Consider the following 24,399-nt stretch of genomic DNA (forward strand, 5'->3'; position numbering starts at 1 on the left):
CTTTTTCATCCTTTTGATTCTGTCATCTCTAAGATGAAATGAATTCATCACCTCCTTTCATGCCCCTACTCACTACTAGATTATCGATACTGTTCTAGACCCGCATGAATGTCTCTTGTGTTTGTATAAATGCTTTGATACAAACGAAAGAGATGATCATATACATCGACATGCTGTTGATTTGGTGTAAATACGGCTGCTTGATGGATAAACTGATCCGCGCACGCCTCAAGTGACTCGTACCAGCCGCATCCAACTGCTGCAAGCATCGCTGCACCTAACGCGGGCCCTTGCTCATTTTCAAGCTGTATCACCTCAGCTTGAAAAATGTCTGCCTGCATTTGAAGCCATGTATGACTTCTCGCACCTCCACCAATAGACACGATGGAATCAATGCTTTTTCCCGCGTGCCTGAATAAAGCGATCGATTCATTTAATGAAAAAGTGATTCCTTCAAGCACAGCTCTAACCATATGCGCTTTTTCATGCCGGCTGTCTAATCCAATGAAGCTTCCACGAATGACTGAATCTGCATGAGGCGTTCTTTCCCCAACTAAATATGGCGTAAATAGCAATCCATTTGCGCCAGGCGCTATATCCTTTGCTCCGGCTAAAAGGTCTTTAAACGAATCATTTGGAGCAAGTAAAGATTTAATCCAATCGAGGCTATAACCTGCTGACAAAGTGACTCCCATTGTATAAAAAGCGTCTTTTTTTGGATGATGGAACAAATGCAAGTTTCCATTCAGCTCTCTGTTATGATTTTCTTCATAGGAAAGAATGACACCTGATGTGCCAATGCTGCATAGTGTGTGACCTGATGATAAAATGCCGGCACCAATGGCACCGCAAGCATTATCCGCTCCACCCGCAAAAACCTTCGCCTCTTCTGTCATCCCGGTTTCCTTTGCGATCTGCGGCAAAAGTGTTCCAACCTCCGCCTCCGACGAAACGAGCGGCGGGCAAATACGTAGCGGAATATCAAAGGTTTTGCAAATCTCCTCACTCCATGTTTGTTCTCCAATATCCAACAGTAACGTACCAGCCGCATCAGAATAGTCCATATGAATAGCGCCGGTTAATCGATATCTGACATAATCTTTTGGAAGTAAAAACAAATGGATTCGTTGATCAATTTCTGGTTCATGTTCCTTTACCCATAACAACTTTGGCAGTGTAAATCCTTCTAATGCCTGATTTTTTGTGATCGCTTGCAGCCTGCCTCCTAGCTTTTCTGTCATGCGCACGCATTGCGGTGTTGTTCTTGTGTCATTCCACAAGATGGCAGGCCTGAGCACTTGAAGGAATTCATCTAATAAAACAAGTCCGTGCATTTGTCCAGAAAAACTGATGCCTTCTACTTGCCTTGACTGAACAGGCTTTCTCTCCATAAGTTCTGTCATCGCGGCAATCGTCTGCTCTACCCAGTCTTCAGGATTTTGCTCACAATAACCTGGTTTGCTTTGAATGAGGCGGTAAGATTTAGTTGTCTCACAGCATACCTTCCCGCTCTCATCTACTAATATCGCTTTAACTCCGCTCGTTCCAAGATCAATTCCCATCACATACTTCATGTGTTCACTCCTTCAAAACATCCGCCCGCTCAATTAATCTTCTAACAAATATTGATTTAATCTGGCTTTCAGCTGTTCCTCTCTGCCAGATTCGTTTCTGATGAGCGGATGTTTCAGTGCATATTCTTCTAATGTATGAAAGTTTGCCTTTCCTTCTGAAATCTCCCGTCCAATTCCTTCAGAAAAACTGCGGTACCGGTGCTTGATCACATCTTCAAACACACGGTCTTCTATGAGTCTATGAGCCACCCGCAGCCCTTTTGCGAATGCATCCATCCCCGCAATATGGGCATACAGAAGATCTTCCAGTTCAAAGGAGGCTCTTCTGACTTTTGCATCAAAATTGAGACCGCCTGTTCCAAGTCCGCCATTTTGCAAAATTTCATACATGGCGAGTGTTGTGGCATATAAATCCGTTGGGAATTCATCAGTGTCCCAGCCTAGAAGGGAGTTTCCTTGGTTGGCATCAACGGAACCGAGCAGTCCATGAATTCTTGCTACACGCAGCTCATGCTCAAACGTATGACCCGCTAATGTCGCATGATTGGCCTCGATATTTAATTTAAAGTGTGAATCCAATCCATATTGTTTTAAAAAGGCGATCGATGTCGCTGCATCCGTATCATATTGATGAGTAGTCGGTTCCTTCGGCTTTGGCTCAATTAAAAATTGACCTGTAAATCCAATTTCTTTTGCATAATCGACCGCCATATGCAAAAAGGTCGCCAAATGGTCAAGCTCTCTTTTCATATCTGTATTCAGCAGTGTGTCGTAACCTTCTCGTCCTCCCCAGAAAACATAATTTTCTGCGCCGAGTTCCTTTGCTGTTTCGATGCCCTTTTTCACTTGTGCTGCTGCATAGGCAAATACATCTGCATGACAGGATGTCGCTGCACCGTGAACAAATCTTGGATGCTTAAACATATTAGCCGTGTTCCATAGAAGCCGAACCCCGCTTTGCTGCATGTAATCTTTCATTCTTTCTATGATGATGTCTAACTGCTGATTGGTCTCTTGAAGCGTGTCGCCCTCTGGTGCAATATCACGGTCATGGAATGAAAAATACGGAACATCCAATAGATCAAAGAGCTGAAAGGCCACTTCCAATCTAGCTTTCGCCAAATCCATTCCACTATAAGAATCCCAGGCCCTTTTCATCGTGCCAGTTCCAAACATGTCTGTTCCATCAGCAGTCAGTGTATGCCAATAAGCGACGGAGAATCGCAGGTGATCTTTCATTGATTTTCCGCCAATCATTTCGCTCGGATCATAATATTTAAATGCGAATGGGTTCTTTGAATGTTTTCCTTCATATTGAATGTTGCCAATCCCTTGTAAACGACTTAACGAAGTCATATTTGATTTGACCATAAGTGATTCCCCCTATATATTCACTTAGTAAGTTGATTCAACAAACAAATGAACAAGTTGACCAACTAATCTCTTTGAATTTTCCATATTTTTTAGTTTTTTAGAAATATTTTCGTTATAATAAAGTGAAAAGCATGTTTTATAGAGAATAAACACGACAAAAAATGGCTTTTCTTCACTTAATCTAAAGACGAAACAAATGGAGTGGATACAATGGATATTGCGGATCAGAACTTTGTGAAAAAAATAAATCAAAAGCTATTGCTAAACGAAATTCTTCACCATGCACCAATTTCCAGAGCAAAATTATCTGAACGCACTGGGTTAAATAAATCGACCGTTTCTTCTCAAGTGAGTACATTAATGAAAGAACATCTTGTTTATGAAATCGGTCAAGGCGAATCTAGCGGCGGAAGAAGACCCGTGCTTCTCATGTTTAATAAACGTGCAGGTTACTCTATCGGCATTGATGTCGGTGTTGATTATGTCAACGGCATTTTAACAGACCTTGAAGGGTCGATGATTCATGATGAGCAGCTCAAGCTCCCATCCAGCACACCTGAAGTGACCGTCCGTATTTTAATTGAATTGATTCAGCAGTTACGTTCACATATCCCTTCTTCCCCATACGGGCTAATTGGGATTGGGATTTGTATACCAGGTCTGGTCGATGCAGATGAACAAATTGTATTTACGCCTCATTCAAAATGGAAAAATGTCGATCTGAAAACAAGTCTCCAAGACACATTCCAAGTACCGGTTTTTATCGAGAATGAAGCAAATGCCGGTGCGTACGGTGAAAAAATCTTTGGTGCTGCTAAACATTATGACCATCTGATCTATGCAAGTATCGGCACTGGTATTGGAATAGGCATCATTATCAATCATCATTTATATAGAGGCACAAACGGTTTTTCTGGTGAAATGGGACATATGACGATCGACTTTAATGGACCGACATGTAGCTGCGGAAATCGTGGTTGCTGGGAACTGTATGCATCTGAGAAGGCACTGTTCCAATCGCTCCAAACAGATGGTCAGCCATTCACCTATCAAGATATTGAGCGGCTGGCGAAGTTAAATGATATGAAAACACTCAATGCCTTGCGTAACTTTGGCTTTTACATCGGGGTAGGTCTCACAAACGTTCTGCATACCTTCAACCCACAAGCCGTTATTTTACGAAACAAGGTCATTGAATCTGAGCAGGCCGTTCTAAGTGTCATTCAAGATGAAGTATCCTCTAGAATGGATGCACAATTCAGCTCACGGGTGGAGCTGCTTCCTTCATCATTAGGACAAAACGCACCAGCCTTAGGGATGACATCTCTTGTCACTGAAGCTTTTTTGCGTGATGTCACGCCTTCACCATAATGGAATACATGTTAAAGAGAGACAGCCTTTAGAGTGTTGTCTTTTTTTATTCAGTTGTTTCTTCGTATCGAAAATACTTAAAATCGGCAGGCAGACGTTCGCCGCTTGTGTCTTGGCACTGCATTCCGACAAAAGCCCCTGTAAAGAACCCCCCTCCTCGAATAAAATCATCTGATAAATGAGTCGATTCAAGCGGTACATCTATTTTTTCCCACTCTTGTTGATCAAAAGAATAAGAATACGTGTACGTCTCTTTCTGAACGGTCACTTTTAAATACACATACGGAATCTCGTCTGGGATGATGATTTTTTTAATTAGCGGCTGAGAAAAGGCCAGATTTTCACACACAGATAATTCAAGGATACGGCCAAGCGCCTCGTCATAAGTCACCTGAAGTGCAGTCCAATTTTCCGTATTATAATAATTCACAAGTCCTGCCGCTTGCTGAAAGTTTTTCGGAAAGAAGGAAACCGCTGTCTCTGCTTCAAAATAAAAGCTTTGCCAGCGCCTCGCAACAAATGCTTGGGTAAATTTAGACGTTAAAGATTCCTGCCCATACAGCCTTAAATGATGAGGATTTTCCGTCACTGAACCAATCTGATCCGTAAATGGGATTCTTAATGTTTGAAAATGTCTATTTAACGATGAATCTTTAAATTCATCGACTATGTGATAGGTTGGAGAGAACTCTTTTACGCTCATCGCAGGCGCTTCAACCTCTAGGAGTCCCTCTTTTCCGCCTACCACATACGGCCAGCCATCTTTCCATTCAAGCTTTTGTATGGCTGTCTCTCTTCCTAAAGGGCACCAGCCTCTTTGCTGAAAAATGGATTCCTTGCTTGAATGAATTGGGCGGCCAGTCAGATGAGCCATATACCATTCATTTGTATGCGTTTGTACAATGGAAGCATGCCCGCATTTTTGTAGTGGATGGCTAGGCGCATGAAAAGCCGTTAAAATTGGGTTGTCAGGATGAACCTCGTACGGCCCATCAATACGCGAGGAACGGGCGATTGTGGCTGCATGTTCGTAACGTGTTCCCCCTTCAGCTGTTAATAAATAATAGACATCATTGATGTAATAAAGATGCGGGGCTTCTGTCAGTTTGATTGGTGTGCCTTTAAAAATGACCTTCCGCTCACCGACCAGTTTTTTTTCAGATACACTATATTCCTGCAAGGCTATACCTGCAAAGGAGTGATGTTTTTCTCGATGGTCCCACAGCATATTCAACACGTATTTCTTTCCGCTTGGATCATGGAACAAGGAAGGATCAAACCCAGAACTATTGAGCCGAACCGGATCGCTCCACTCACCATCTACTGCATCAGCTGTGACCAAATAATTATGACCATCCTTAAACGGACCATCTACTACTTTAATATCTGAATAGATGAGCCAAAACTGACCATCCGCATAACTTAAACACGGTGCCCATACCCCGCCGGAATCAGGATTTCCTTTCATATCGAGTTGAGAAGTTTTTTGCAAGGGACGCGCGGCGAGCCGCCAATGGATGAGATCCTTCGAGTGATAAATTTGCACCCCCGGGAACCATTCAAATGTAGAAACCGCCATGTAATAGTCCTCTCCCGCACGGCAAATACTTGGGTCAGGGTTAAATCCTTTGAGCACTGGATTAGTAATCTTCAATTGAACTTCCTCCTCTTTCAGAGAACTACATTTTAAAATCGTCCATATGATCGATATACACCTTGTCTCTATTCTCAAGCTCTCGTATGACTTTTTTATGTTTTTCTTCATCTAGGTTATAAAAATTAATATCAACCATCGCTAAAATGAGTAAGCATACAGGAATCACCGTTGTCGTGATTAAAATGCCCAGTAAAGCTTCTGGTGTTTGCACTTGATTTGCAATATAACCAAATCGGTCAAGGACAAGCCCTGGAACGATGCCGCCTAAGGCCATCCCAAATTTAAAGAAGAAGCCAATCACTGCGTAAATCAGTCCACCCATTCTTTTCCCTGTTTTATATTCGCCATATTCAACGGTTTCAGGAATGAGTGCCCACATGTAAGCACCTGCTGTAATACTCCCTGCAGCCGCAACGAGCCTGAAAATAAGTATTAAAGTGATTTGACTCGGCGGGATCACAAGTAATGCAAGAAGGCCTACAATATTCAGCAATAATGAATAATTCAGCAGCTTTTTCTTTCCTAATAGTTTGTGCAATTTTGGAATAAACGGCAGCACCATTAAAGCTGGCAGACTGCCAATCAGGCCGTACCACTTCACTAAATCTTCTCTGCCGAGGTTATACGTCACATAATAGATCCCGACTGAGTTGCTGATCGAGTTCACACCAAAGATAATGATAAAGAAAATGCTTAACACAACAAGCGGACGATTCACTCGTAACTGGACAAAGAGATCACTGAACTTGATCTTTTCCTCTGGCTTTTGAAGTGTGACGCGCTCATTCGTACTTTTAAAACAGAAAATCAGTAATCCGCCCCCAAGTACACCGAGAAATGCCATCGTGATCTGCCAGCCAAGTGCTGTATTTCCTGTTGTATCACTCAAAAACGTCGCAAGAAACGGAACAAAAAAAGCAACAACTAAACCACCGAGATTTGCAAAAAGCATACGAACAGACGTAATACTGACGACCTCTTGGTTATTTCTTGTCATTGCGGAAGTTAAAGCACCATAAGGAACATTGATGAACGTGTATGTAAGCGATAAACCAACATACGTGATGTACGCATAAATGAGTTTTCCCATTTCGGAAAAATCCGGTGTCGTAAAACAAAGAATAGCAAGAACGGCAAAAGGTAACGCACCAAATAACAAATAAGGTCTAAACCGGCCAAAACGGCTGTTCGTTCGGTCAACCATCGCCCCAATAAACGGATCTGCAAGCGCATCGATGGCCCGAACCACCAAAAACATCGTCCCTGCTGCTGCTGCTGATAATCCATACACATCCGTATAAAAAAATAATAGATACGTAGAGACAGTTGCATAAATTAAATTACATGCGAAATCTCCTGAAGCATACCCCACTTTTTCAGACATACGAATCTTCTTTAAATTCTCACTCACCATGAGTTTTCTCCCTTCTTCACTTAGCCTCTTCTAGCGGACAGATGGTGCAGGGCAGCAGCAATCAATAGGCCGAAAAATAAAGCGCTTTCAATTTGTTGTAAAAATGAAGCTGAACATCTCTTTCTTTCAGCTTAGCCCACATAGCAGCAAATCATTCGCTTTAAACAATAGATCAATAGATGATCGCTATCTTAGTTTATCGATTAAACAAACTAAGATGAATTCATTTTATAAAATATGATCTGACTTTTCAATATTTTTCGAAAAAATAATCCAAATAATTGATTTCTTGTCATTTTTTCTAAGATATGAGGAGATGAACCTTCTTTTTATCTTCCAAAGACAAAGAGAACTCAAATAATGGTTGCATTCATACCAATCTCATGCTATATTAATCAAGCGATGAGCTGAATTGTGTAAGTCGGGTAACATGTCTCTTTGAGACACACACGAATGTGGCGTGTGGTTATTCCGCCTCAATACGCAAAAGACATCTTCTGATGAAGATGTCTTTTTTCTTACCCTATTTTGGTGCCATTTTCAATCGGCTCATCTGTAGCAAGCAAAACAACGTCTTCTTTTGACGGCATGCCTCCTAAGACAAGCACCTCTGATTTAAACCCGGCAATTCTTCTTGGCGGGAAATTGACCACTGCAATAATTTGTTTCCCAGTGAGATTCTCAGCCTGATAACGTTTTGTCAGCTGTGCACTAGATTGTTTTATGCCAATCTCATCCCCAAAGTCAATCTTCAGCTTAAAAGCAGGTACTCTTGCTTCTGCAAAAAATGCTGCTTCTACTATCGTCCCAACACGAATGTCTAACGCTAAAAACTGTTCAATATCTGCCATTAGAATCGCTCTCCCTTTCAATCTTTCATAAAAAAGGTCACATTTTTCTTCTGCTAGATGACCACTTGTCTTCCACTAATTTCTTTATTGTAGCACACCCTACTCTTCTAAAAGAAAGGGTTAAAAAGCCTATTCATTGAAAATCCTTTTTAGTTTACATAATCATTTTATAGTAGTCTATTAAATATTTGCATCATGAAAATGAATTCGGTAAAATGGCAAATAATCCTACTGCTTCCTCTCGAATATTTCAGGGAGGGTTAACACTTGTTTACATTATCAGATATGTGGACGTTTTGCTGGTCGTTTTTCGTCATTCTTCCTATCGTTGCCATTTTGCATCAGCTGGGCCATATTGTGGTCGCATGGCTGTTTGGAGCAAAGGTTTCGTTTGCACTTGGCAGAGGCAAAAAAGTATTGAAAATAGGCGTCGTTGAAATTAGAAGAATCTATTTTCTAGATGCTTTTTGCCACTATGAAGAAATGAGGAGAAATAACCGTTTCTCACACATTCTTGTCTACTTAGGCGGATCATTATGCAACCTGCTCAGTGTTCTCATATTGAATACAATGATCGCCAACGATTTCCTGCCAGAACATCAATTTTTCTATCAATTTGCTTACTTCTCAGTCTACTATGTATTTTTTGCTTTACTGCCAGTACAGTATGCAGATCATCATCCGAGTGATGGGCAAGCGATTGTGAACATCATTCGTCACGGTGAACCATGCGACATCATTGATTAAGATGAGAGGCTTTCACTGTCGATTTGATACTGAATCGTTAAAAAAGGAATACCGAATAGCTTCATTTGATGAATCGCTGTGAGACTTTTTTCCGTCTCTGCTTTCATATGAAAGCTTTCTTCCATTGGCAGTTTCATGGTGATGAAAGACGTATGCAAATACAATCCTTCATCGCCCGTACTGCCTTTTGGACTTTTACTTTTTAATAGAAAATCTTCCTTTTCATTCAAAGGTTTTAAAATTGCCGTAAGCTGTGAAAAAGGAAGCGGCAAAGCAATATTCATATAGACTGTCTCTTCATCATGGTGCTGAGCATAGAGCGCATAAAAGACTTGCTCGCCTTTCTCATTGCGCCTGACCCACACACGTACATTCTCCCTTTCTTCAAGAGGATGTTGAAATCTTGAAAGACTCCCCGGCATTTCATATGGCATTCGTGATGACCCTAAATAGAGCTGTCCTATTTGTCTAAAAACAGGTTGAAGCAAAAAGACAAACGGCCTTACCCACCAATGAAAACAGACGGCTGCTTTTAACTTAAAGGACATCGGGTCCTCATAAAATCTGCGAATAACAGGTGACACACTCTCTGCTGAAAATGCCTTTCCATTTAATTGGTCAAGAGAATCGACTAAACCAATCTTCTCATCATGCTGCATGTCGTCATGTTGAAAAGACATGATCTGAAAACGACCGTGAACTCTCGATACCGGAAAATCCTTCTGTTTCAATCGATCAGCTGGTTTTTCAATCAACCATCCAATGAGGCCTGGTAAAATAACCAAACTTGCATTGATACTGCCATGAAACCAAATCATTTGATCCATGCTGATGTAGCTAACATGTAAAAGCATTCCGGCAGAATAAAGGAATGATAGGACGATCGTTCCCATTAACATGATGCTAGAAAACACAACGAACCCTTTTGCGACAGTTGAACGAAAAGAAGTTGTCATACATAAAATTCCATACAAATAAAGTGCGATCACATAAAGAACGACGCTGAACGTATCAAACAGGCGAGAATAGCTGATTCCAACAGCAATCATCACTGGCGACAGTAAAATAACCCAGCCACCCACTTTGTATAGCGTCGTCTCTTTTTTCCGCTGCCTCCCCAATAATCCATAAAAGATAGGGATAAAAAAAGCCGAATAATGAAAATGAATAGCGGTCAAAAGTACAATCATCGGTGAAAATGTCATCACTTGTATATCTGCTATGTACAGCCAGAACCAAAGTCCACCTAGAGCGATATACATACATGCGCCATCGATCATCAGCTCATGAAGCGGATGGGCCCCTCTTTTCAGCAAACGGGTGAAACCAAATAAAGCCAGAATCATTGTAAAGAAAAGCCATCCCAATGCAAGCCAAAGAGAGTGAAAGATGAATGCGCCTGTTGCACATAGAGCTGCTACTGGAAAGGCTTTCATTATGAAGCCGATCAGCCCCTTCTGCTGCCGTTTCTTCTCTTCCTGATAAAAAAAGTGTAAGAAAGCGGGAAGAAAAAATAAAATCGCAATCAAAACAAAAAATTCTGGTATGGGAGCTGTCGTCAAACGTGTAAGGAGAAAGCAAGCCATCAACACGATGCTACACATCAAATGCCATTTATTCATGAGATGACACCCTTTCCGTAAACCGGCCCTTATACGTAAAAAGAGTGCCAAAAAGGCGATTTTTCACTTGAACATCAATCGTATACTCACCTGCACGCTCATCGTACCCTTCTGTTACATCAGATTCACCATAAAGCCAAGAAGGGAGCGGCCACTCCCGCCCAAACAGCAAAAACTTTTGCTTACCTGATTGAATGTGCAAGAACCCTTTTTCCGTGACTGTAAAATGAAGCTCTGACACAAGAAGCCTAGGTTTTCCAAAGTAGTCTAGTACTTGATGGCTCTTCTGATCAATGATCATATCTGCATCAAAATGTCTTTCCTTGTCAGGAAAATAGAACGTTCGAAACCAGTGCATCCCTTCTTCTCCCTTACTTGTCGTAAAAGGCTTGTTCACAATTTGGAAGGGAATATTTCGCCCTCTTTCAGGAAAAAAACAGCGAAACAATGGGCCGATTTTGAATAACAATCGGATGAGCTTTGTCCCGCCTCCTATTTCCTCCATGATGCCTTCAGCCGTAAACGCGCGGTTATAACGTTCTTTTAATGTTGGATGCAACTTATCGTAGTCCTTTACTTGATGATGATGAACGACCATGTCTACCTCCCCTTTTTCGTTTGATCGAAAACACATCTACACAATCTTTTAAGTTGATCATTCCTGCAACAGATAAAATCAAAAATGCACTCAGCACCAGCGGCTCGTGCAGAGTCGTTTCTGGCGATAAAATCCCGCTACCAAGCATCAGCAGCAGAAAGATGCTTTGAAGGATGAATATATATTTCTTTGGCAGTTTAGGCATGAGCCATGATACACCTAATAGCGCATAAAACAATCGAAATCCGGTGCTATGATCAAAAGCAGAAGGTGAAAAAGGAATGATCGCTTGACATAACCAGACGATGGCAAACAACAAACAAATGCCATAATGGGCAAGTGTTCTCTCAAGCAGCAAACGGGGATGCGTGCCCTTTTCAAGCCACGTCTTTAATGCGCCAAAGCTAAAGGCAGTCATAACCCCCATCATTGGCCGAAAAAAGAACCGGTCTGCCCATTTCCACCCTTTTCCTTCCTTTGTTTCATAATCAAATTGCGTTTGAAACACAATGTGATCATTCGTTTTCATGTATTTCCAATACCCTCCGCCTTCTTTGATGAAAGACAAAGGGTGTGATGATTTAAATTGAAGTGAGGATGCTCTTTCATGACGCTCATCCTTCACGCTCGTTCGATACGCTCCTGTCCCAGTTACACTAATGCCGAATCCAAGGTGTTTCTCATACAAAAAGGATTGGGGCTGTTCATCACTAGGTCCATTTAATGAAATGGTCGAAAATCGCAAATCCCATTGTTCATGAAGCTTTGGATTTTGCGTATACTCCCATACTTTTTCAATAGGTGCTTGAATGGTTGTTTCCACATAAACAGGCTTTCTTTTCATCTGCCTCTACTCCTCTATGTGAATTATTTCACATAATAAGCATACCATGTTTCACAAAACTGTCAAATCTTTATTGGTTTTTTGCCCAAAAAATGTTTTGATTTGTTCACATCTCCTTCATCAAATCGGTTCGATACATAAAAAAGACCTGTCAATGAGACAGATCTTCTTGCTCTTTGATGCCTGCAATATAAAGACGGACCGCATAGCTCACACTATCTTCAAGCTGTTCTTTCCGTTGAAATCCTTTTTTGTTTGAAATATCTCCAAAGCCGTGCAGTAAGCTTCTAAGCCCTCTGACGACATGCGTCATGTCCTCTTCTTTTACACCAAAACGAGACATGATGGATTGGACAAAATCAGCAAGATTCTCTGCAGCCACACTGACTTCTTTTTCATTCATATGTGAAAAAGCAGCCTCATAAAGACCGGGATGCTGACGAACAAATTGAACATATTGTCTTGCAAATGCTAAAACAGCGTCTTCTTTTTCCAGCCCCGCTGTTACTTGTTTGCCGGCCTCACAAAGCATTGTCAGCCCCTTAACAGCAAGAGCTGCCTGTATTTCATGAAGACCGGATATATGGTTGTAAAGAGATGGTGGTCTGATGTTAAGCCGTTTGGACAATGTAGCAATGGTCAACGCGGAAAAGCCCTCTTCATCGACAAATTCGATGGCAGATTCAACAATTTTTTCTTGTGTGATACCCATTCTTGGAGACATGGCTTACTGTCCTCCCTTTTGTAGCTGATGCTTCCTTTTTTCGATAGCAGCTCTGAGCTTTGCCTCAGGCTCTATGATGAGATCACCATGTCCTGCTGCGAGACAAGACAAGCGAAGTGCCAGTAATTTTTCAGCGCTTTTTAGTGCTGTTTCTGCATCCCAAGTGGCAAAAGCCGGGAATGGGAAGGTGAAGCGAAACTCACCCGTTACAAATAAACCGCCTTTTGTCACAACTGCATCACCCGCAATGACAACCCCTGACTTTTCATCGTATAAAGAGATGCTTCCTGGTGTATGTCCTGGTGTGGCAATGACTTTAAGTGACCCAATCTCGTCCCCTTCTTCAACAAGCACGTCTGGTTTTGTGAGAATGTCTTTTGAAAAACTGCCTTTGACTTTTTTCTTCGGTTCACCAGGAAGTAAAGAGAAATCGCCAGCAAACAGGCGAGCATCTCGTTTCGATAAATAAACAACTGCCTCTGGAAAAGCCTTTTTCACTTCATCTAGTGCGCCAATATGATCCATATGACTATGAGTCAGAATAATTTTGTTAATGGGTTTGTTTAATTGATGTGCAAATTCAATGATCGAGCTTGCTGCCATTTTCAAAGCTGCATCAATTAAGATGAGTTCATTCTCTTCCTCAAATACATAACAATTTACCGGAAAAATACGTGGCATGAGTGTAAGCTGGTGCAAACGGTCAAATGTTGTCAATCTCATCTTGTTTTCCCCCTAAAACTAATGTCGTTAGTTTTATATTAACTAATATCATTAGTTTTAGCAACTATTTTTTCGTCGACTGCTATATAAATATCAATTTGTGCTTCTTTTGGATCAATCGATCGTTCGTCGTACCATTCAAAATCGCCAGTATATGTTCGCAAGTAACGCTGATCCCAGCTCCAAATCTGCTGCCATGTTTCAAACACAACCTCTTCAATCGGGCCCTTTCTCGTTTGAAATCTTGCGTAGGTGGAGCCTGGAATCTCTTTTGCATCTTGTGCTAGCTGCTGGTCAACCAATTGCCCCGCTGTGAACAAATAAGCGCCATTTTCATCCTTTTCATAATCTGAATACAGCCCTATGACTGGCGCATGTCCTCCGCGAAGCTGCTGCGTGAAAAATTGCTGCCAAAGCGGAGCAATCTTCCGCTCGTTTGTTTGCTCCATTTCATTTGTTGTTCGAACAGATAATCCCTTGATCCATTGTTTCTGTAAAATCACGATATCGTACATACATTCTCATCTCCTTTTTTTCCATCATATAAAAAGAAACCTGACAACATTGTGTCAAGTTCCTTTTGGTTTTTGAAATTGTTTCAACTTGAGATCAAATGCTTCCCGAACGGATAGCGGAGAGACAATGTCGACATCTGGCCCTAAATAAAAAAGAAAGCTATATAACCAATCATCCTGAGGCAACGTGATTGTGGCAAGATACGTACCATCTGCACATACGGTGAATTCATTTTCATCTATCCATTCCTTCACTTTACCAACAGAATCTTCAGTCAACCTGAGCGTTAGTGTACTGACGGAAGGTTCTTCGTGCCAAGAATCATTCCAAGGCTTGTCTTCATTTTTTATTCGTTTAGGAAGAAAAGATACTGAATGCGTGATAAGGTCTGACATTCTTTTGAGTTTAAACAGACGAAACGCTTTTTTCACGCAGCAATACGCATACAAATACCAGTGTCTTCCTTTTAAGACAAGTGTATAAGGCTCTACTTTTCTAGGAAGTGTTTCGCCTTTTGCATTGCGATAGGTGAACTGGATATATTGATGCGCTGAGGCAGCGGTATGAATGAGCTGGAGCTTCTTTTCTAAATAGCTGTCTTTCCCCCAAGAGCTTAAATCAATAAAGACATGTTGCTGTTTCTCATTTTGAGGCGGAATCAGGGATTTCATTTTCTTTAGAACATGTTCACTTTCTTTAAAGGTGTATGCACTCGTAATGCTTTCAAGAGCTGTTAAAATCAGTTCAATATCATCATCGGTGAATAATTTTTTCTCTAGACGATAGTCGTCAACGAGTGAAATTCCACCCCCTGCACCTTGTTTTGTGACAACTGGAATCCCCGCTTGATTAATCGTATCAATGTCACGGTATATGGTTCTTACGCTCACTTCATGTAGTTCAGCGAGGTCTTTCGCCTGTACTTGCCGTTTGCTAATCAGTATCATCACAATGGACAAAATGCGATCGATTTTCATGACTTTTCCTCTTTTTCATAAATATAGGTTTTGATTTGATAAAAAAAGAAAGAATGGTAATGATAAGTAACAGCCAGCATTCGTTTACATCCCTGCCTGTGCAGGAGGAGGTTGCATCATGACACATCACGTATGGCAGTTGTTCATGATCGGGATCGTCATGCTCGTCTGGATCATCATTCGAATGAATCGAATGAGACGCTATCAGCTTGTGCGCCCGGTAAATCTTTTCATGAGAATGTATGTATTTAGTCTCACTGCCCTTATTCTCTTATCAGAAGGATGGCAAAATCACAGTATTTTTATCTATGCCGTCATTGGCATGATCTTCGGGAGCAGTCTCGCCGTTCACGCCTATCAGACGATTCAGATGAAATTAGAAAATGGCCGGCTGTATATGAAAACAAGTAAATGGATTGAAAGCTTTATTTTATGTTTGTTTTTATCTAGGCTTGCATTTAAATCGGTCAATCTGACAACACATGCGATCACCAAAATGGATATCGTTGAATTGTATCAGCATATTGTCAGCGATGATGCGCTGACAATACTCAGCTTTTTCCTTCTAGCGGCTTACTATATTGTGTTTTCTTATCAAATGATGAAAGCAAATAAACGATCAACCCAAGTACATCATGCATAAAAAACCTTCCTATATAAAAGTAGGAAGGTTTTTTCTCAATCATGCTGTGCATGGTGTATCATTTGTTCAAGCACTTCCATCACATGCTGATCTTCAGGACTGTAAAAAATCGAGGTCCCTGCTCGTCTGGATTTTACGAGACGAAGATTTTTTAAAAAGCGCAGCTGATGAGATACGGTTGATTGCATAAGGTTTAGTGTTTCTGCTATATCATTTACTGAATGTTCACCTTGAGACAGCAAATGCAGAATACGAATACGCGTCGGATCAGATAAGGCTTTAAATGTTTGGGAGACAAGAAATAGACTTTCTTCGTCCAGCTCCATCCGTTCCTGTTCTTGATTTGTATTCAGTTCTTCCTTCATTTCGCTTCACCTTTCTTGTCAGTCAACTCACGACTTATTCTATGTATCATCATATACCAAAACGTGTAGCATGCAAAGCTTCCACACCTTTTGAAAAAAGATTTATTCAAATAGCATTGACACGTGGTAGCATTCTTTTTAAAATGAGCATTATTTATTCATTTTTTTAGAGGAGCTGATAGGCAAATTGACTGAAGAGCCAAGACTAAAACGCAGCCTGACTGTTTTTCCGCTTGTTGTGATCGGGCTTGCTTATATGGACCCACTTGTCGTATTTGATTCATACGGCATTGTTGCTCAGCTGACGAAAGGACACGTTGCTGCAGCTTATATCTTTACTTTACTGGCATTACTATTGACAGCGCTTAGCTATGGGAATATGGTGAAGGCTTTTCCAAAAGCAGGATCTGCATATACATACGCGCAAAAAAGTATTCATCCTCACGTCGGCTTCCTTGTAGGCTGGACACTATTGATGGACTATTTATTTTTGCCTATGGTGAATTTTGCAATCGGAAGTGCATATTTAACCGCAGCCTTTCCTGATGTACCTCATTACATTTGGATCATCATACTTGCTATCGCCATAACGACTGTCAATGTAATTGGTATACGTCTTACAGCCAACATTACAGCGCTATTTGTGACCTTTCAGGTGATTGTCGCTGTTACATTTGTTGGGTTTATTATTTATGGGCTCACGCAGCATGCAGGCACGGGAGAGATACTGTCAACCCGTCCGTTTTATTCAGCAAGCTTAGATCCCGCCCTTATTTTTTCCGGCGCAACGATTTTATGTTTTTCTTTTCTAGGATTTGATGCGATTTCGACCATGTCTGAGGAAACAATTAAACCAAAAAGAACGATTCCTCTCGCTATATTTTTAACGGTCGCTATTGGAGGTGTGCTGTTTACCCTCACCTCTTATTTTTTACAGCAGGTGTTTCCAAATTTTCAACAGTTCAAGCATCCAGATGCGGCATCACTTGAAATTGCGGAATTTGTGGGCGGAGCGTTTCTCCACTCAATCTTTTTAGCCGGCACCATGGTCGCTGTCATCTCTTCCTCCCTATCATCACATGCGAGTGCCGCAAGACTCTTGTATGCGATGGGAAGAGATCAATCATTACCAAAGCGTTTCTTCGGTTATATTCACCCAACATTGAAAACGCCTGTATTTAATATTTTATTAATTGGTGTTTTTTCGTTAACCGCAGTTATTGGTGAGCTTGAGGTCATTTACTCGTTTATCAGCTTCGGGGCATTAATTGGATTTACGTTTGTTAACTTGTCTGTTTTCGCTTACTATTTCATCAAACAAAAACAAAGAGGTGTATTAAACACACTGAGGTATGCCATCATCCCTCTTTGCGGAACGGCTTTTTGTATTTGGCTCTTAACAAGCATCAGTACAAATGCATTAATCATCGGCATGGTGTGGCTCATGATCGGTTTTGTTTATTTCTGCTATAGACTGAAAACAAGAACAGAATTTACGTTTGGCTATGATTGAATATAAGGTTTTCACTTGGTATCCTGTGCAGGATATGGCATAATATAAAGGCTGTACTTCCCTTTTAAAAGCGGGGCAAAACAGGGGTGAACTGACCTTGAAAAAGAAAAAAACAGGATGTTTTGCCATTTCAGGCTGTTTCACGATTTTTCTGTTTGTTTGCGTATTAGCGGCCATTGTCATTTCCTTTAATCAAAAGGAGTTAAAAAAGCTGCCGATTGATACGGAATCAATTGTTTTGTCGAGATTGGATGATTACAAACCGCTTGTAGAAACAGAGTTAAGAGATCAAGATTTAGATCAATATACCGCATTAATTCTCGGTATGATGTATCAGGAATCAAAAGGCAGAGGCGGAGATCCAATGCAGTCCTCTGAATCTCTTGGTTTGAAACGAAATGAAATCAATGACCCTCAGAAAAGCATTAAACAAGGAGTCCATCATTTTTCGACCATGTACAAGCATGGGAAGAAAAAAGGCGTTGATTTGGAAACCATTATTCAAAGCTATAACATGGGAATCGGCTATATTGATTTTGTTGCAAAAAACGGGGGAAAACATTCCGAAAAATTGGCAAAGCAATACTCCAAAAAGCAAGTGAAGCGAAACCCTGAAGTCTATACATGCGGGGGCGACAAAGATAACTTCCGCTATCCGTATTGCTACGGTGATTTCACTTATGCTGAAAAAGTAAAAGAAAAAACGAAAACAGTTGAAGAAAAGATGAAATTGGCTTCATCATCCACACCATCATCGTAAAAAAAAGCACTTCCTAAACGGAAGTGCTTTTCATTTTATGAATGCTCTTTCCCGATTTCCGGCAGGATCGTTTTGGCTAAATGCTGATCCATTTCTTCATATTCATCATAATGAATCGTTTCATATAGCTCTTTTCTCGTTTGCATGTCCTCCAGCATTCCCTGCTGCGTCCCCTTTTCTTTAATCTCTGTAAATAAACGCTCATACGCTTTTGCAGCAACTCTCAGGGATGACACAGGATAAATCACCATTTGAAAGCCAAACATAGAAAATTCGTCTGTATGATAATAAGGTGTTTTTCCAAACTCCGTCATGTTTGCAAGGAGCGGCCCTTTTATATTGTTTGAAGCATACGTGAAATCTTCTGCTGTGATCAGCGCTTCAGGAAAAATGGCATCTGCTCCTGCTTCTAGATAGAGATTCGCCCGGTGAATGACATCCTCCATCCCGTTTACTGACTTCGCATCCGTTCTTGCGATGACGAGAAGTGTAGGTGCCGCTTGTTTGATCGCTTTGATTTTCGCCATCATGTCTTCTACAGAAACGAGTGATTTCCCGTTTAAATGTCCGCATTTCTTCGGCATTTGCTGATCTTCAATTTGAACAGCCGCTACCTTGCTCTCCACCATTTCTTTTGCTGCCCTGGCTGCATTTAATACACCGCCATAGCCAGTATCCATATCAACTAAAAGAGGCAGCTGACAAGCTCGAATGATTTCCTTTGCCTTTTCCGCCATTTCAGCGGAATGAATCATACCGAGGTCAGGAAGCCCTTTGCTTGCGCAAAAAGCGGCACCCGATAAATAAAGCCCTTGAAATCCCATTTTCCTCGCATAGAGCGCAGACATTCCATCGTGAACGCCTGGAATTTGAAATAAAGCGGATTTGTGCATTTGCTCTTTAAAAGCTGCGGCTAAGTCAGCTTGATTTACTTCATCATTCACGATCCACACACTAGCTCCCCCTTATATGACAAATAAGTCCATAAATGCTGGTACTGTCGTTGTTTTTAATTGATTGGGATTTTGACAAAGTGAAACAATTTGATCGACTTGTTTTTGTGGAAATCTCGTTTTCAAATGATACACCCATTTCTTTTCAAGCAGCGGGATCCCTTCCTGCCTTCTTCTACGATGACCAAGCGGATATTCAATTTCGATTCGATCTGTCATCGTTCCGTCTTTAAAGAAGATTTGAACACAGTTTGCAATTGATCTCTTTTTCGGATCTAAATAGTCTTCTGTATACCGTTTATCTTCTTTCACGATCATTTGATCACGCAAACGGTCAATGAGCGGATTCTGCGCCGTCTCTTCTTCATAATGATCAGCGGTCAGCTCACCATAGATTAACCCAATGGCTGTAATATACTGCAAGCAATGGTCACGGTCTGCCGGGTTGTAAAGCGGTCCTTTTTTATCAATAATTCGAATGGCTGATTCATGTGTCGTAATCTCTATCCTGTCAATCTCATCTAAACGGTCTTTTACCGCGTCATGTAGAATGACAGCGGCCTCAGCGGCAGTTTGCGCATGAAATTCTGCTGGATAGGCAATTTTAAAGAGTACATTTTCGATCACATATGACCCGAGCGGCTGGGCAAGTGTGAGTGGTTTTCCTTTCATTAACACGTCTTCAAATCCCCACTTTTCTGCACTGAGGGGCGTTTGATAGCCCATTTCTCCTTTCAATGTCATCATCGCCAGTCTCACCGCACGGCTTGTGGCATCCCCTGCTGCCCACGATTTCCTTGATCCTGTGTTTGGGGCATGCCGGTACGTTCTAAGCGGTGAATTGTCCACAAATGCTTGTGATAATACATGCTGTACATCTTCTTTCGTTCCGCCAAGCATTGCACAAACGACTGCACTTGATGCCACCTTGACAAAAAGAACATGATCCAAGCCATTTCGATTCAAACAATTTTCTAAAGCAAGCACACCTTGTATTTCATGTGCCTTTACAATCGCATGCAGTACGTCATTCATCGTTAGCGGCTCTTCTCCGTTTGCAAGGCGTGTTCTGCTGATATAATCGCTTACAGCCAATATCCCGCCTAGGTTATCTGAGGGATGGCCCCACTCCTGTGCAAGCCACGTGTCATTATAATCTAACCAGCGAATCATACAGCCAATATCAAAAGCCGCTTGAACAGGATCTAACACAAATGAAGTGCCGGGCACTCTTGCTCCGTTAGGGACAACAGTTCCAGGTACGATTGGTCCAAGATGCTTCGTGCATTCTGGAAAGTTGAGCGCCAGCATTCCGCAGCCGAGTGTATCCATGAGTACATACCGAGCTGTTTCAATGGCCTCTTTGCTCGTAATTTCTCCATCCACGGCATAAGCTGCGATATCTTCTAATAGTTGATCTGTTTGATTGGCTACTGCTGTTTTATTCATCTTCATTCCCCCGTTTTTCCATCATCATTTGAGACTTTTAATCCTCTTGGTCCTAAATACCTTACTCTCGGTCTAAAAATCCGATTGTGTGAATGCTGCTCGATGACATGCGCTGCTAATCCGCTTGCTCTCGCAGCAAAGAAAATCGGTGTATAAAGTGAAATAGGAATGCCGAGCACGTAATAAATAGGTGCTGCGTAATAATCAAGGTTTGGATAGAGGTTTTTCTTTTCTTTCATGTATGCCTCGCCTGCGACGCACATGTCATAAAGCGTCGTGTCTCCTTTTGATTCGGTAAGCGTTTTCAACGATCGTTTTAAAAGAGCCGCTCTTGGGTCCATTTTTCTCATGTATACCCGGTGTCCAAAGCCCATCATTTTTTCTTTTGCGGCTAATTTACGTTCGATGAGCGAAAGGAAACCTTCTGTTGTTTTGCCTTCGAGCAGCATGTGCATGACTGCTTCGTTTGCGCCTCCGTGTAAGTCACCTTTTAATGAAGAAATCGCTCCAGTAAAAGCACCATACATGTCAGAATGAGTAGATGCAATGACTCTTGCTGCAAATGTTGAATTCGGCAGCTCATGCTCACTATAAAGCGTGAGTGTTTGGTCAAATGCTTTGATTTCGTCTTGTGCCGGAGTGCGGCCTGTTAACATCGCTAGAAAGTTTTCAGTGTAGGATTTGGTCTGGTCTGGAGTAGGTGTGGTGTCTTGTGTGAGAATATGATAGCTTCCCGCAACAATCGCTGGTAGCTGGCCAAGTAATCGAACAGCACGCGCTTGTTGGCATGCTTCTGATCGATCATTCAGTTGTTCATCGTACCCTGCAAGAGCAGATAAACACGTTCTCATGGCATCCATTGGGTGAGTGGTTTTTGGCAGTTTTGTCAAAATGGTTTGAATGGTTGGATGTAAGCTTGTTTGTGAGGAAATATCTTGCTGAAATTGGTGATATTCCATTGCATCTGGTAATCTTCCATAAATGAGCAAATAGGCTGTTTCTAAGTACGTCTTGTTTTGTGCCAGCTCGATGAGGTCATAACCGCGAATCACAATTTCTTCTTGCTGGACATCTAGGAACGAAATTGACGTTTCGCTTGCCACAATGTCTTCAAGCCCCGGTTTGTACTGCAATTGTTCAGTCATCATATAACCCCCGTTTCGTTCAATTGTGTTCTCCAAACGAGCAAACGGCCAGACATGATGTGATTCTATAGGTGGGAAGATACCGTGCAAGTCGGATACCCAATTCCCATTTTATCCAAAGCACTTCATCTTGTAAATAAAAGAACGTATGTCCAGATGGACATACGTTAGCTGTAGTATGGAGAAATCATAATATATACGATGACACCTGTTAGACTGACATAGAGCCAAAGAGGCATGGTCCATCTGGCAATTTTACGATGACGTTCGACTTGCATTTGTGCGCCTCTAAAGAGAGTGATCAGTGCAAGCGGTACAATGACGGCAGATAAGACGATATGTGTGATGAGAATAAAGAAGTAAATCGGACGAATGATTCCTTCTCCCCCGAAGTGTGTATCAGCTGCCATTGAATGATACGTCACATACGAAATTAAAAAGACAAGTGTTGTTGAAAAAGCCGCAAAGATAAATCGTCTATGGGCTTTAATGTTCTTTTGTTTAATCATAATGAGCGCTGAAAGTAAAAAGATAAACGTAAAACTGTTCATCACGGCATTCAGTAACGGCAGAAATGTAATATCCAGATGACTAAATTTATCTGTTTTTGGCATGAAAAATAATAAAGCAATTAAGCCGTTTATGGCAATTGTTAAAAAGACAACAATGCCGGTGAAATTTTTCGGTTTTTGATTCTGTTCGTTCATGTTTGAAAACCTCTCTTTATTAGTTCCGACTAAGAGTATGTTATTTAACTTTCTCTCTAAAGTCAATGAATTCGCTGTCTTCGTCGAATTTTAGACAAACTTGCCGATTGCCTGCCTTCTAGCGGCTTGAAAGATCCACTCACTTCCTTTAGAATGGGAATTTGTGTGGTTTTTATCAACTCTTCTATGAAAGGAGCAATAGACTTGTCAATCTTACAGGAAACAACAAAAGATGTGAAGACATTAGAGCAAGAATTACAGCAGTTGCAGTTCCAAATGTATCGAATGCAAGAAAATATAAAAGATATTTCAAAAAAAGCAAAGATTATTGGCATTGATCAAGCGAAGGAAGATGAATGGATGATCGTCTCTGCAATTGAGAATGCAGATACGTGCAAAATCATGTTAAGCGATTGTGAAAAAGCTTTTCGCGGACAATCTGATTTTTCCTTGATCGCGGAATATCCTGAAGAAGGAAAGATTCACATTGCCGATATTAAAGGCCCGCCTGATAATGGCTATGGATCCATCTGTATGAAGCATTTAAAAGAAATCGCAAGAGAGCAAAACATTCCAGTCATTACTGGGGATCTCGTCAAAAGAGATTGGAACCATGTGGACCGCCTGATTCATTTTTATGAAAAACACCATTTTGATGTCCAAATTAATTGGAAAGAGCAAAGCGGAGAAATTTATTGGGTGGACAGCTAACGACACAAAAACCAGCGTTGAGATGGGCTTATACGCTGGTTTTTGTCGAAAATGCGAATTTTTCAGAAAAATATGTGTATTTCCGGCCAAAAAAAGGTATAATAAAAGCATCAGGCCGCCACCTGATGCTTTCTTCCAAAAACAATAGACTACTAGTTAAGTACTTTCACTTTGACTGATTTTACGCCCCAATTTTTAGCTTGGGATTTGCTTGGTACGTGTACATCAATTTTGTTACCTTTAATTGCGCCGCCAGTATCTGCTGCGATGGCTTCACCGTAGCCTTCAACATAAACCTTACTTCCTAATGGAATGACATTAGGATCTACTGCGATTACTTTTGCATTTGGGTTTTTGTTTAAGTTTACCCCTGTTGCAGTGATACCTGAGATGCCACCATCATTTGCTGTATAAGCCGTAGCCGTTACAGTCATTTCTTTTTGAACACTTTGACTAGCAGAAGATGATTCTGCTTTAGCTGTTTCCTTTTTAGGAGCAGCTTTTTTCGTTGTTTGCTCTTTTTGGACAGGTGCCTGTTTTTGAACAGGTTCTGAGCTTACCGGAGCTGAGCTTTGACCAGCAACACTTAATGTTGAACCAATCATAATTATATCTGAGTTTAAGTTATTCCAAGACTTAATATCGCTAATTGACACATTGAATTTTTGAGCGATTTTCCAGAGGCTGTCCCCCTTCTGGACTTTGTACTGCTCCTGAGTTTTCTCTTTTGAAGAGATTGTCAATTTATCTCCTACATAGATCATGTCTGTAGATAAATTGTTCCAACCCTTTAGGTCCTTTAGAGACACATCATTTTTTTGAGAGATTCCCCAAAGTGTATCACCTTTCTGTACAGTGATTTCCTTTGCAGAAGCTTGCTGTGCTCCTAATGCTGTTGTTGAGATTGCTGCAACAGCAACCAAGGACATAATAGTCTTCTTCATAAAGTAAATCCTCCCTTGTTAGCTTTTTATGGCGGCTAACGAGTGCTATCGTAACATATGTAAATGTCATTTCAATAACAAAACGATATGTTTTAGATTACAGTTCCTTTACATGAAACATCTCTCTCCATTGGTAAATCAGCCCACTAAATGGCTCAATTCCGCACCATATCAAGGTTTTGTAGGGATGGAAATCATCATGATGAAAACGCGTCCA

At 41.2% G+C, this 24,399-nt stretch carries 24 protein-coding genes; 6 read left to right on the top strand and 18 right to left on the bottom strand.

Annotated elements, in window-relative coordinates:
- Positions 1–80: 80 nt before the first annotated feature.
- Together xylB and xylA are read right to left on the bottom strand one after the other, a co-directional pair.
- Positions 81–1,574 carry a xylulokinase gene (gene xylB, locus V7L95_RS16205; RefSeq protein ID WP_340967339.1) on the bottom strand — a complete coding sequence of 498 codons (1,494 nt, stop codon included), beginning with the start codon at positions 1,572–1,574 and terminating at the stop codon, positions 81–83.
- 33 nt (positions 1,575–1,607) lie between these two features.
- Positions 1,608–2,945 carry a xylose isomerase gene (xylA, locus tag V7L95_RS16210; protein WP_206115501.1) on the bottom strand — a complete coding sequence of 446 codons (1,338 nt, stop codon included), beginning with the start codon at positions 2,943–2,945 and terminating at the stop codon, positions 1,608–1,610.
- Positions 2,946–3,158: 213 nt separating this feature from the next.
- Here xylA and V7L95_RS16215 point away from each other — a divergent pair, with 213 nt between their 5' ends.
- Complete coding sequence (locus V7L95_RS16215; protein WP_048002882.1) at positions 3,159–4,319, top strand: ROK family transcriptional regulator; 1,161 nt, start codon at positions 3,159–3,161, stop codon at positions 4,317–4,319.
- Between the two features lie 46 nt (positions 4,320–4,365).
- On the opposite strand, the gene V7L95_RS16220 is transcribed toward V7L95_RS16215, so the two are convergent.
- From V7L95_RS16220 to csaA, 3 genes are all read right to left on the bottom strand, one after another.
- Positions 4,366–5,973, bottom strand: a complete 1,608-nt coding sequence (locus tag V7L95_RS16220) for a glycoside hydrolase family 43 protein (protein ID WP_340967344.1) — start codon at positions 5,971–5,973, stop codon at positions 4,366–4,368.
- A gap of 25 nt (positions 5,974–5,998) precedes the next feature.
- Entirely contained in the window at positions 5,999–7,390 is a 1,392-nt protein-coding gene (locus V7L95_RS16225) for an MFS transporter (protein WP_007500679.1), read from the bottom strand.
- 518 nt (positions 7,391–7,908) lie between these two features.
- Positions 7,909–8,241 carry a chaperone CsaA gene (gene csaA, locus V7L95_RS16230; RefSeq protein ID WP_156060896.1) on the bottom strand — a complete coding sequence of 111 codons (333 nt, stop codon included), beginning with the start codon at positions 8,239–8,241 and terminating at the stop codon, positions 7,909–7,911.
- Positions 8,242–8,508: 267 nt separating this feature from the next.
- Between csaA and V7L95_RS16235 the strand changes: the two genes are divergently transcribed.
- Positions 8,509–8,988, top strand: coding sequence for a hypothetical protein (locus V7L95_RS16235; protein WP_007500681.1), 480 nt, complete (start codon positions 8,509–8,511; stop codon positions 8,986–8,988).
- On the opposite strand, the gene V7L95_RS16240 is transcribed toward V7L95_RS16235, so the two are convergent.
- From V7L95_RS16240 to V7L95_RS16270, 7 genes are all read right to left on the bottom strand, one after another.
- Positions 8,985–10,610: a YndJ family protein gene (locus tag V7L95_RS16240; RefSeq protein ID WP_340967347.1), complete on the bottom strand. Its 1,626-nt coding sequence runs from the start codon at positions 10,608–10,610 to the stop codon at positions 8,985–8,987. The genes V7L95_RS16235 and V7L95_RS16240 overlap by 4 nt on opposite strands.
- Complete coding sequence (locus tag V7L95_RS16245; RefSeq protein ID WP_048002178.1) at positions 10,603–11,208, bottom strand: DUF4166 domain-containing protein; 606 nt, start codon at positions 11,206–11,208, stop codon at positions 10,603–10,605. Before V7L95_RS16245 ends, V7L95_RS16240 begins: the two co-directional genes overlap by 8 nt.
- Entirely contained in the window at positions 11,171–12,052 is an 882-nt protein-coding gene (locus V7L95_RS16250; RefSeq protein ID WP_236797578.1) for a hypothetical protein, read from the bottom strand. Before V7L95_RS16250 ends, V7L95_RS16245 begins: the two co-directional genes overlap by 38 nt.
- A 151-nt stretch (positions 12,053–12,203) precedes the next feature.
- Positions 12,204–12,776: a TetR/AcrR family transcriptional regulator gene (locus V7L95_RS16255; protein ID WP_008346533.1), complete on the bottom strand. Its 573-nt coding sequence runs from the start codon at positions 12,774–12,776 to the stop codon at positions 12,204–12,206.
- Between the two features lie 3 nt (positions 12,777–12,779).
- Positions 12,780–13,499, bottom strand: coding sequence for an MBL fold metallo-hydrolase (locus V7L95_RS16260; RefSeq protein WP_025207489.1), 720 nt, complete (start codon positions 13,497–13,499; stop codon positions 12,780–12,782).
- Between the two features lie 38 nt (positions 13,500–13,537).
- Positions 13,538–14,014, bottom strand: coding sequence for a GyrI-like domain-containing protein (locus tag V7L95_RS16265; RefSeq protein ID WP_046526860.1), 477 nt, complete (start codon positions 14,012–14,014; stop codon positions 13,538–13,540).
- A gap of 54 nt (positions 14,015–14,068) precedes the next feature.
- Positions 14,069–14,992: a YafY family protein gene (locus V7L95_RS16270; protein WP_017359481.1), complete on the bottom strand. Its 924-nt coding sequence runs from the start codon at positions 14,990–14,992 to the stop codon at positions 14,069–14,071.
- A 118-nt stretch (positions 14,993–15,110) separates the two neighbouring features.
- Here V7L95_RS16270 and V7L95_RS16275 point away from each other — a divergent pair, with 118 nt between their 5' ends.
- Complete coding sequence (locus tag V7L95_RS16275; RefSeq protein ID WP_035391760.1) at positions 15,111–15,635, top strand: hypothetical protein; 525 nt, start codon at positions 15,111–15,113, stop codon at positions 15,633–15,635.
- A 35-nt stretch (positions 15,636–15,670) separates the two neighbouring features.
- Here V7L95_RS16275 and czrA read toward each other — a convergent pair whose 3' ends face one another.
- Positions 15,671–16,000: a Zn(II)-responsive metalloregulatory transcriptional repressor CzrA gene (gene czrA / locus V7L95_RS16280; RefSeq protein WP_007500691.1), complete on the bottom strand. Its 330-nt coding sequence runs from the start codon at positions 15,998–16,000 to the stop codon at positions 15,671–15,673.
- Positions 16,001–16,187: 187 nt separating this feature from the next.
- Here czrA and V7L95_RS16285 point away from each other — a divergent pair, with 187 nt between their 5' ends.
- Positions 16,188–17,513: an APC family permease gene (locus V7L95_RS16285; RefSeq protein ID WP_340967361.1), complete on the top strand. Its 1,326-nt coding sequence runs from the start codon at positions 16,188–16,190 to the stop codon at positions 17,511–17,513.
- A gap of 97 nt (positions 17,514–17,610) precedes the next feature.
- Positions 17,611–18,273, top strand: coding sequence for a lysozyme family protein (locus tag V7L95_RS16290; RefSeq protein WP_017359484.1), 663 nt, complete (start codon positions 17,611–17,613; stop codon positions 18,271–18,273).
- Between the two features lie 35 nt (positions 18,274–18,308).
- Here V7L95_RS16290 and prpB read toward each other — a convergent pair whose 3' ends face one another.
- From prpB to V7L95_RS16310, 4 genes are all read right to left on the bottom strand, one after another.
- On the bottom strand, positions 18,309–19,226 hold the full coding sequence (gene prpB, locus V7L95_RS16295; RefSeq protein ID WP_017359485.1) for a methylisocitrate lyase: 918 nt from the start codon (positions 19,224–19,226) through the stop codon (positions 18,309–18,311).
- A gap of 12 nt (positions 19,227–19,238) precedes the next feature.
- Positions 19,239–20,675 carry a bifunctional 2-methylcitrate dehydratase/aconitate hydratase gene (locus V7L95_RS16300; RefSeq protein ID WP_017359486.1) on the bottom strand — a complete coding sequence of 479 codons (1,437 nt, stop codon included), beginning with the start codon at positions 20,673–20,675 and terminating at the stop codon, positions 19,239–19,241.
- A 2-nt stretch (positions 20,676–20,677) separates the two neighbouring features.
- Positions 20,678–21,820: a citrate synthase gene (mmgD, locus tag V7L95_RS16305; RefSeq protein ID WP_035391756.1), complete on the bottom strand. Its 1,143-nt coding sequence runs from the start codon at positions 21,818–21,820 to the stop codon at positions 20,678–20,680.
- Positions 21,821–21,987: 167 nt separating this feature from the next.
- Entirely contained in the window at positions 21,988–22,527 is a 540-nt protein-coding gene (locus tag V7L95_RS16310) for a DUF420 domain-containing protein (RefSeq protein WP_008346516.1), read from the bottom strand.
- A gap of 204 nt (positions 22,528–22,731) precedes the next feature.
- Between V7L95_RS16310 and V7L95_RS16315 the strand changes: the two genes are divergently transcribed.
- A complete protein-coding gene (locus V7L95_RS16315; RefSeq protein WP_008346514.1) occupies positions 22,732–23,238 on the top strand; it encodes a GNAT family N-acetyltransferase in 507 nt (168 codons plus the stop codon).
- A 152-nt stretch (positions 23,239–23,390) separates the two neighbouring features.
- On the opposite strand, the gene V7L95_RS16320 is transcribed toward V7L95_RS16315, so the two are convergent.
- A complete protein-coding gene (locus V7L95_RS16320; protein WP_007500712.1) occupies positions 23,391–24,182 on the bottom strand; it encodes a 3D domain-containing protein in 792 nt (263 codons plus the stop codon).
- Positions 24,183–24,399: the final 217 nt, after the last annotated feature.

It is taken from the genome of Bacillus sp. PPSBB_11, from assembly GCF_038023285.1.
GTDB lineage: Bacteria > Bacillota > Bacilli > Bacillales > Bacillaceae > Bacillus > Bacillus altitudinis.

Excerpts from the sequence above, each read along its gene's own strand:
- csaA (WP_156060896.1), bottom strand. The coding sequence starts at position 8,241 with ATGGCAGATATTGAACAGTTTTTAGCGTTAGACATTCGTGTTGGGACG.
- V7L95_RS16310 (WP_008346516.1), bottom strand. The coding sequence starts at position 22,527 with ATGAACGAACAGAATCAAAAACCGAAAAATTTCACCGGCATTGTTGTC.
- V7L95_RS16255 (WP_008346533.1), bottom strand. The coding sequence starts at position 12,776 with ATGTCTCCAAGAATGGGTATCACACAAGAAAAAATTGTTGAATCTGCC.
- V7L95_RS16245 (WP_048002178.1), bottom strand. The coding sequence starts at position 11,208 with ATGGTCGTTCATCATCATCAAGTAAAGGACTACGATAAGTTGCATCCA.
- xylB (WP_340967339.1), bottom strand. The coding sequence starts at position 1,574 with ATGAAGTATGTGATGGGAATTGATCTTGGAACGAGCGGAGTTAAAGCG.
- V7L95_RS16300 (WP_017359486.1), bottom strand. The coding sequence starts at position 20,675 with ATGAATAAAACAGCAGTAGCCAATCAAACAGATCAACTATTAGAAGAT.
- V7L95_RS16260 (WP_025207489.1), bottom strand. The coding sequence starts at position 13,499 with ATGAGATTGACAACATTTGACCGTTTGCACCAGCTTACACTCATGCCA.
- V7L95_RS16250 (WP_236797578.1), bottom strand. The coding sequence starts at position 12,052 with ATGAAAAGAAAGCCTGTTTATGTGGAAACAACCATTCAAGCACCTATT.
- V7L95_RS16320 (WP_007500712.1), bottom strand. The coding sequence starts at position 24,182 with ATGAAGAAGACTATTATGTCCTTGGTTGCTGTTGCAGCAATCTCAACA.
- V7L95_RS16240 (WP_340967347.1), bottom strand. The coding sequence starts at position 10,610 with ATGAATAAATGGCATTTGATGTGTAGCATCGTGTTGATGGCTTGCTTT.
- czrA (WP_007500691.1), bottom strand. The coding sequence starts at position 16,000 with ATGAAGGAAGAACTGAATACAAATCAAGAACAGGAACGGATGGAGCTG.
- V7L95_RS16275 (WP_035391760.1), top strand. The coding sequence starts at position 15,111 with ATGACACATCACGTATGGCAGTTGTTCATGATCGGGATCGTCATGCTC.
- V7L95_RS16215 (WP_048002882.1), top strand. The coding sequence starts at position 3,159 with ATGGATATTGCGGATCAGAACTTTGTGAAAAAAATAAATCAAAAGCTA.
- xylA (WP_206115501.1), bottom strand. The coding sequence starts at position 2,945 with ATGGTCAAATCAAATATGACTTCGTTAAGTCGTTTACAAGGGATTGGC.
- V7L95_RS16225 (WP_007500679.1), bottom strand. The coding sequence starts at position 7,390 with ATGGTGAGTGAGAATTTAAAGAAGATTCGTATGTCTGAAAAAGTGGGG.
- V7L95_RS16265 (WP_046526860.1), bottom strand. The coding sequence starts at position 14,014 with ATGTACGATATCGTGATTTTACAGAAACAATGGATCAAGGGATTATCT.
- mmgD (WP_035391756.1), bottom strand. The coding sequence starts at position 21,820 with ATGACTGAACAATTGCAGTACAAACCGGGGCTTGAAGACATTGTGGCA.
- V7L95_RS16270 (WP_017359481.1), bottom strand. The coding sequence starts at position 14,992 with ATGAAAATCGATCGCATTTTGTCCATTGTGATGATACTGATTAGCAAA.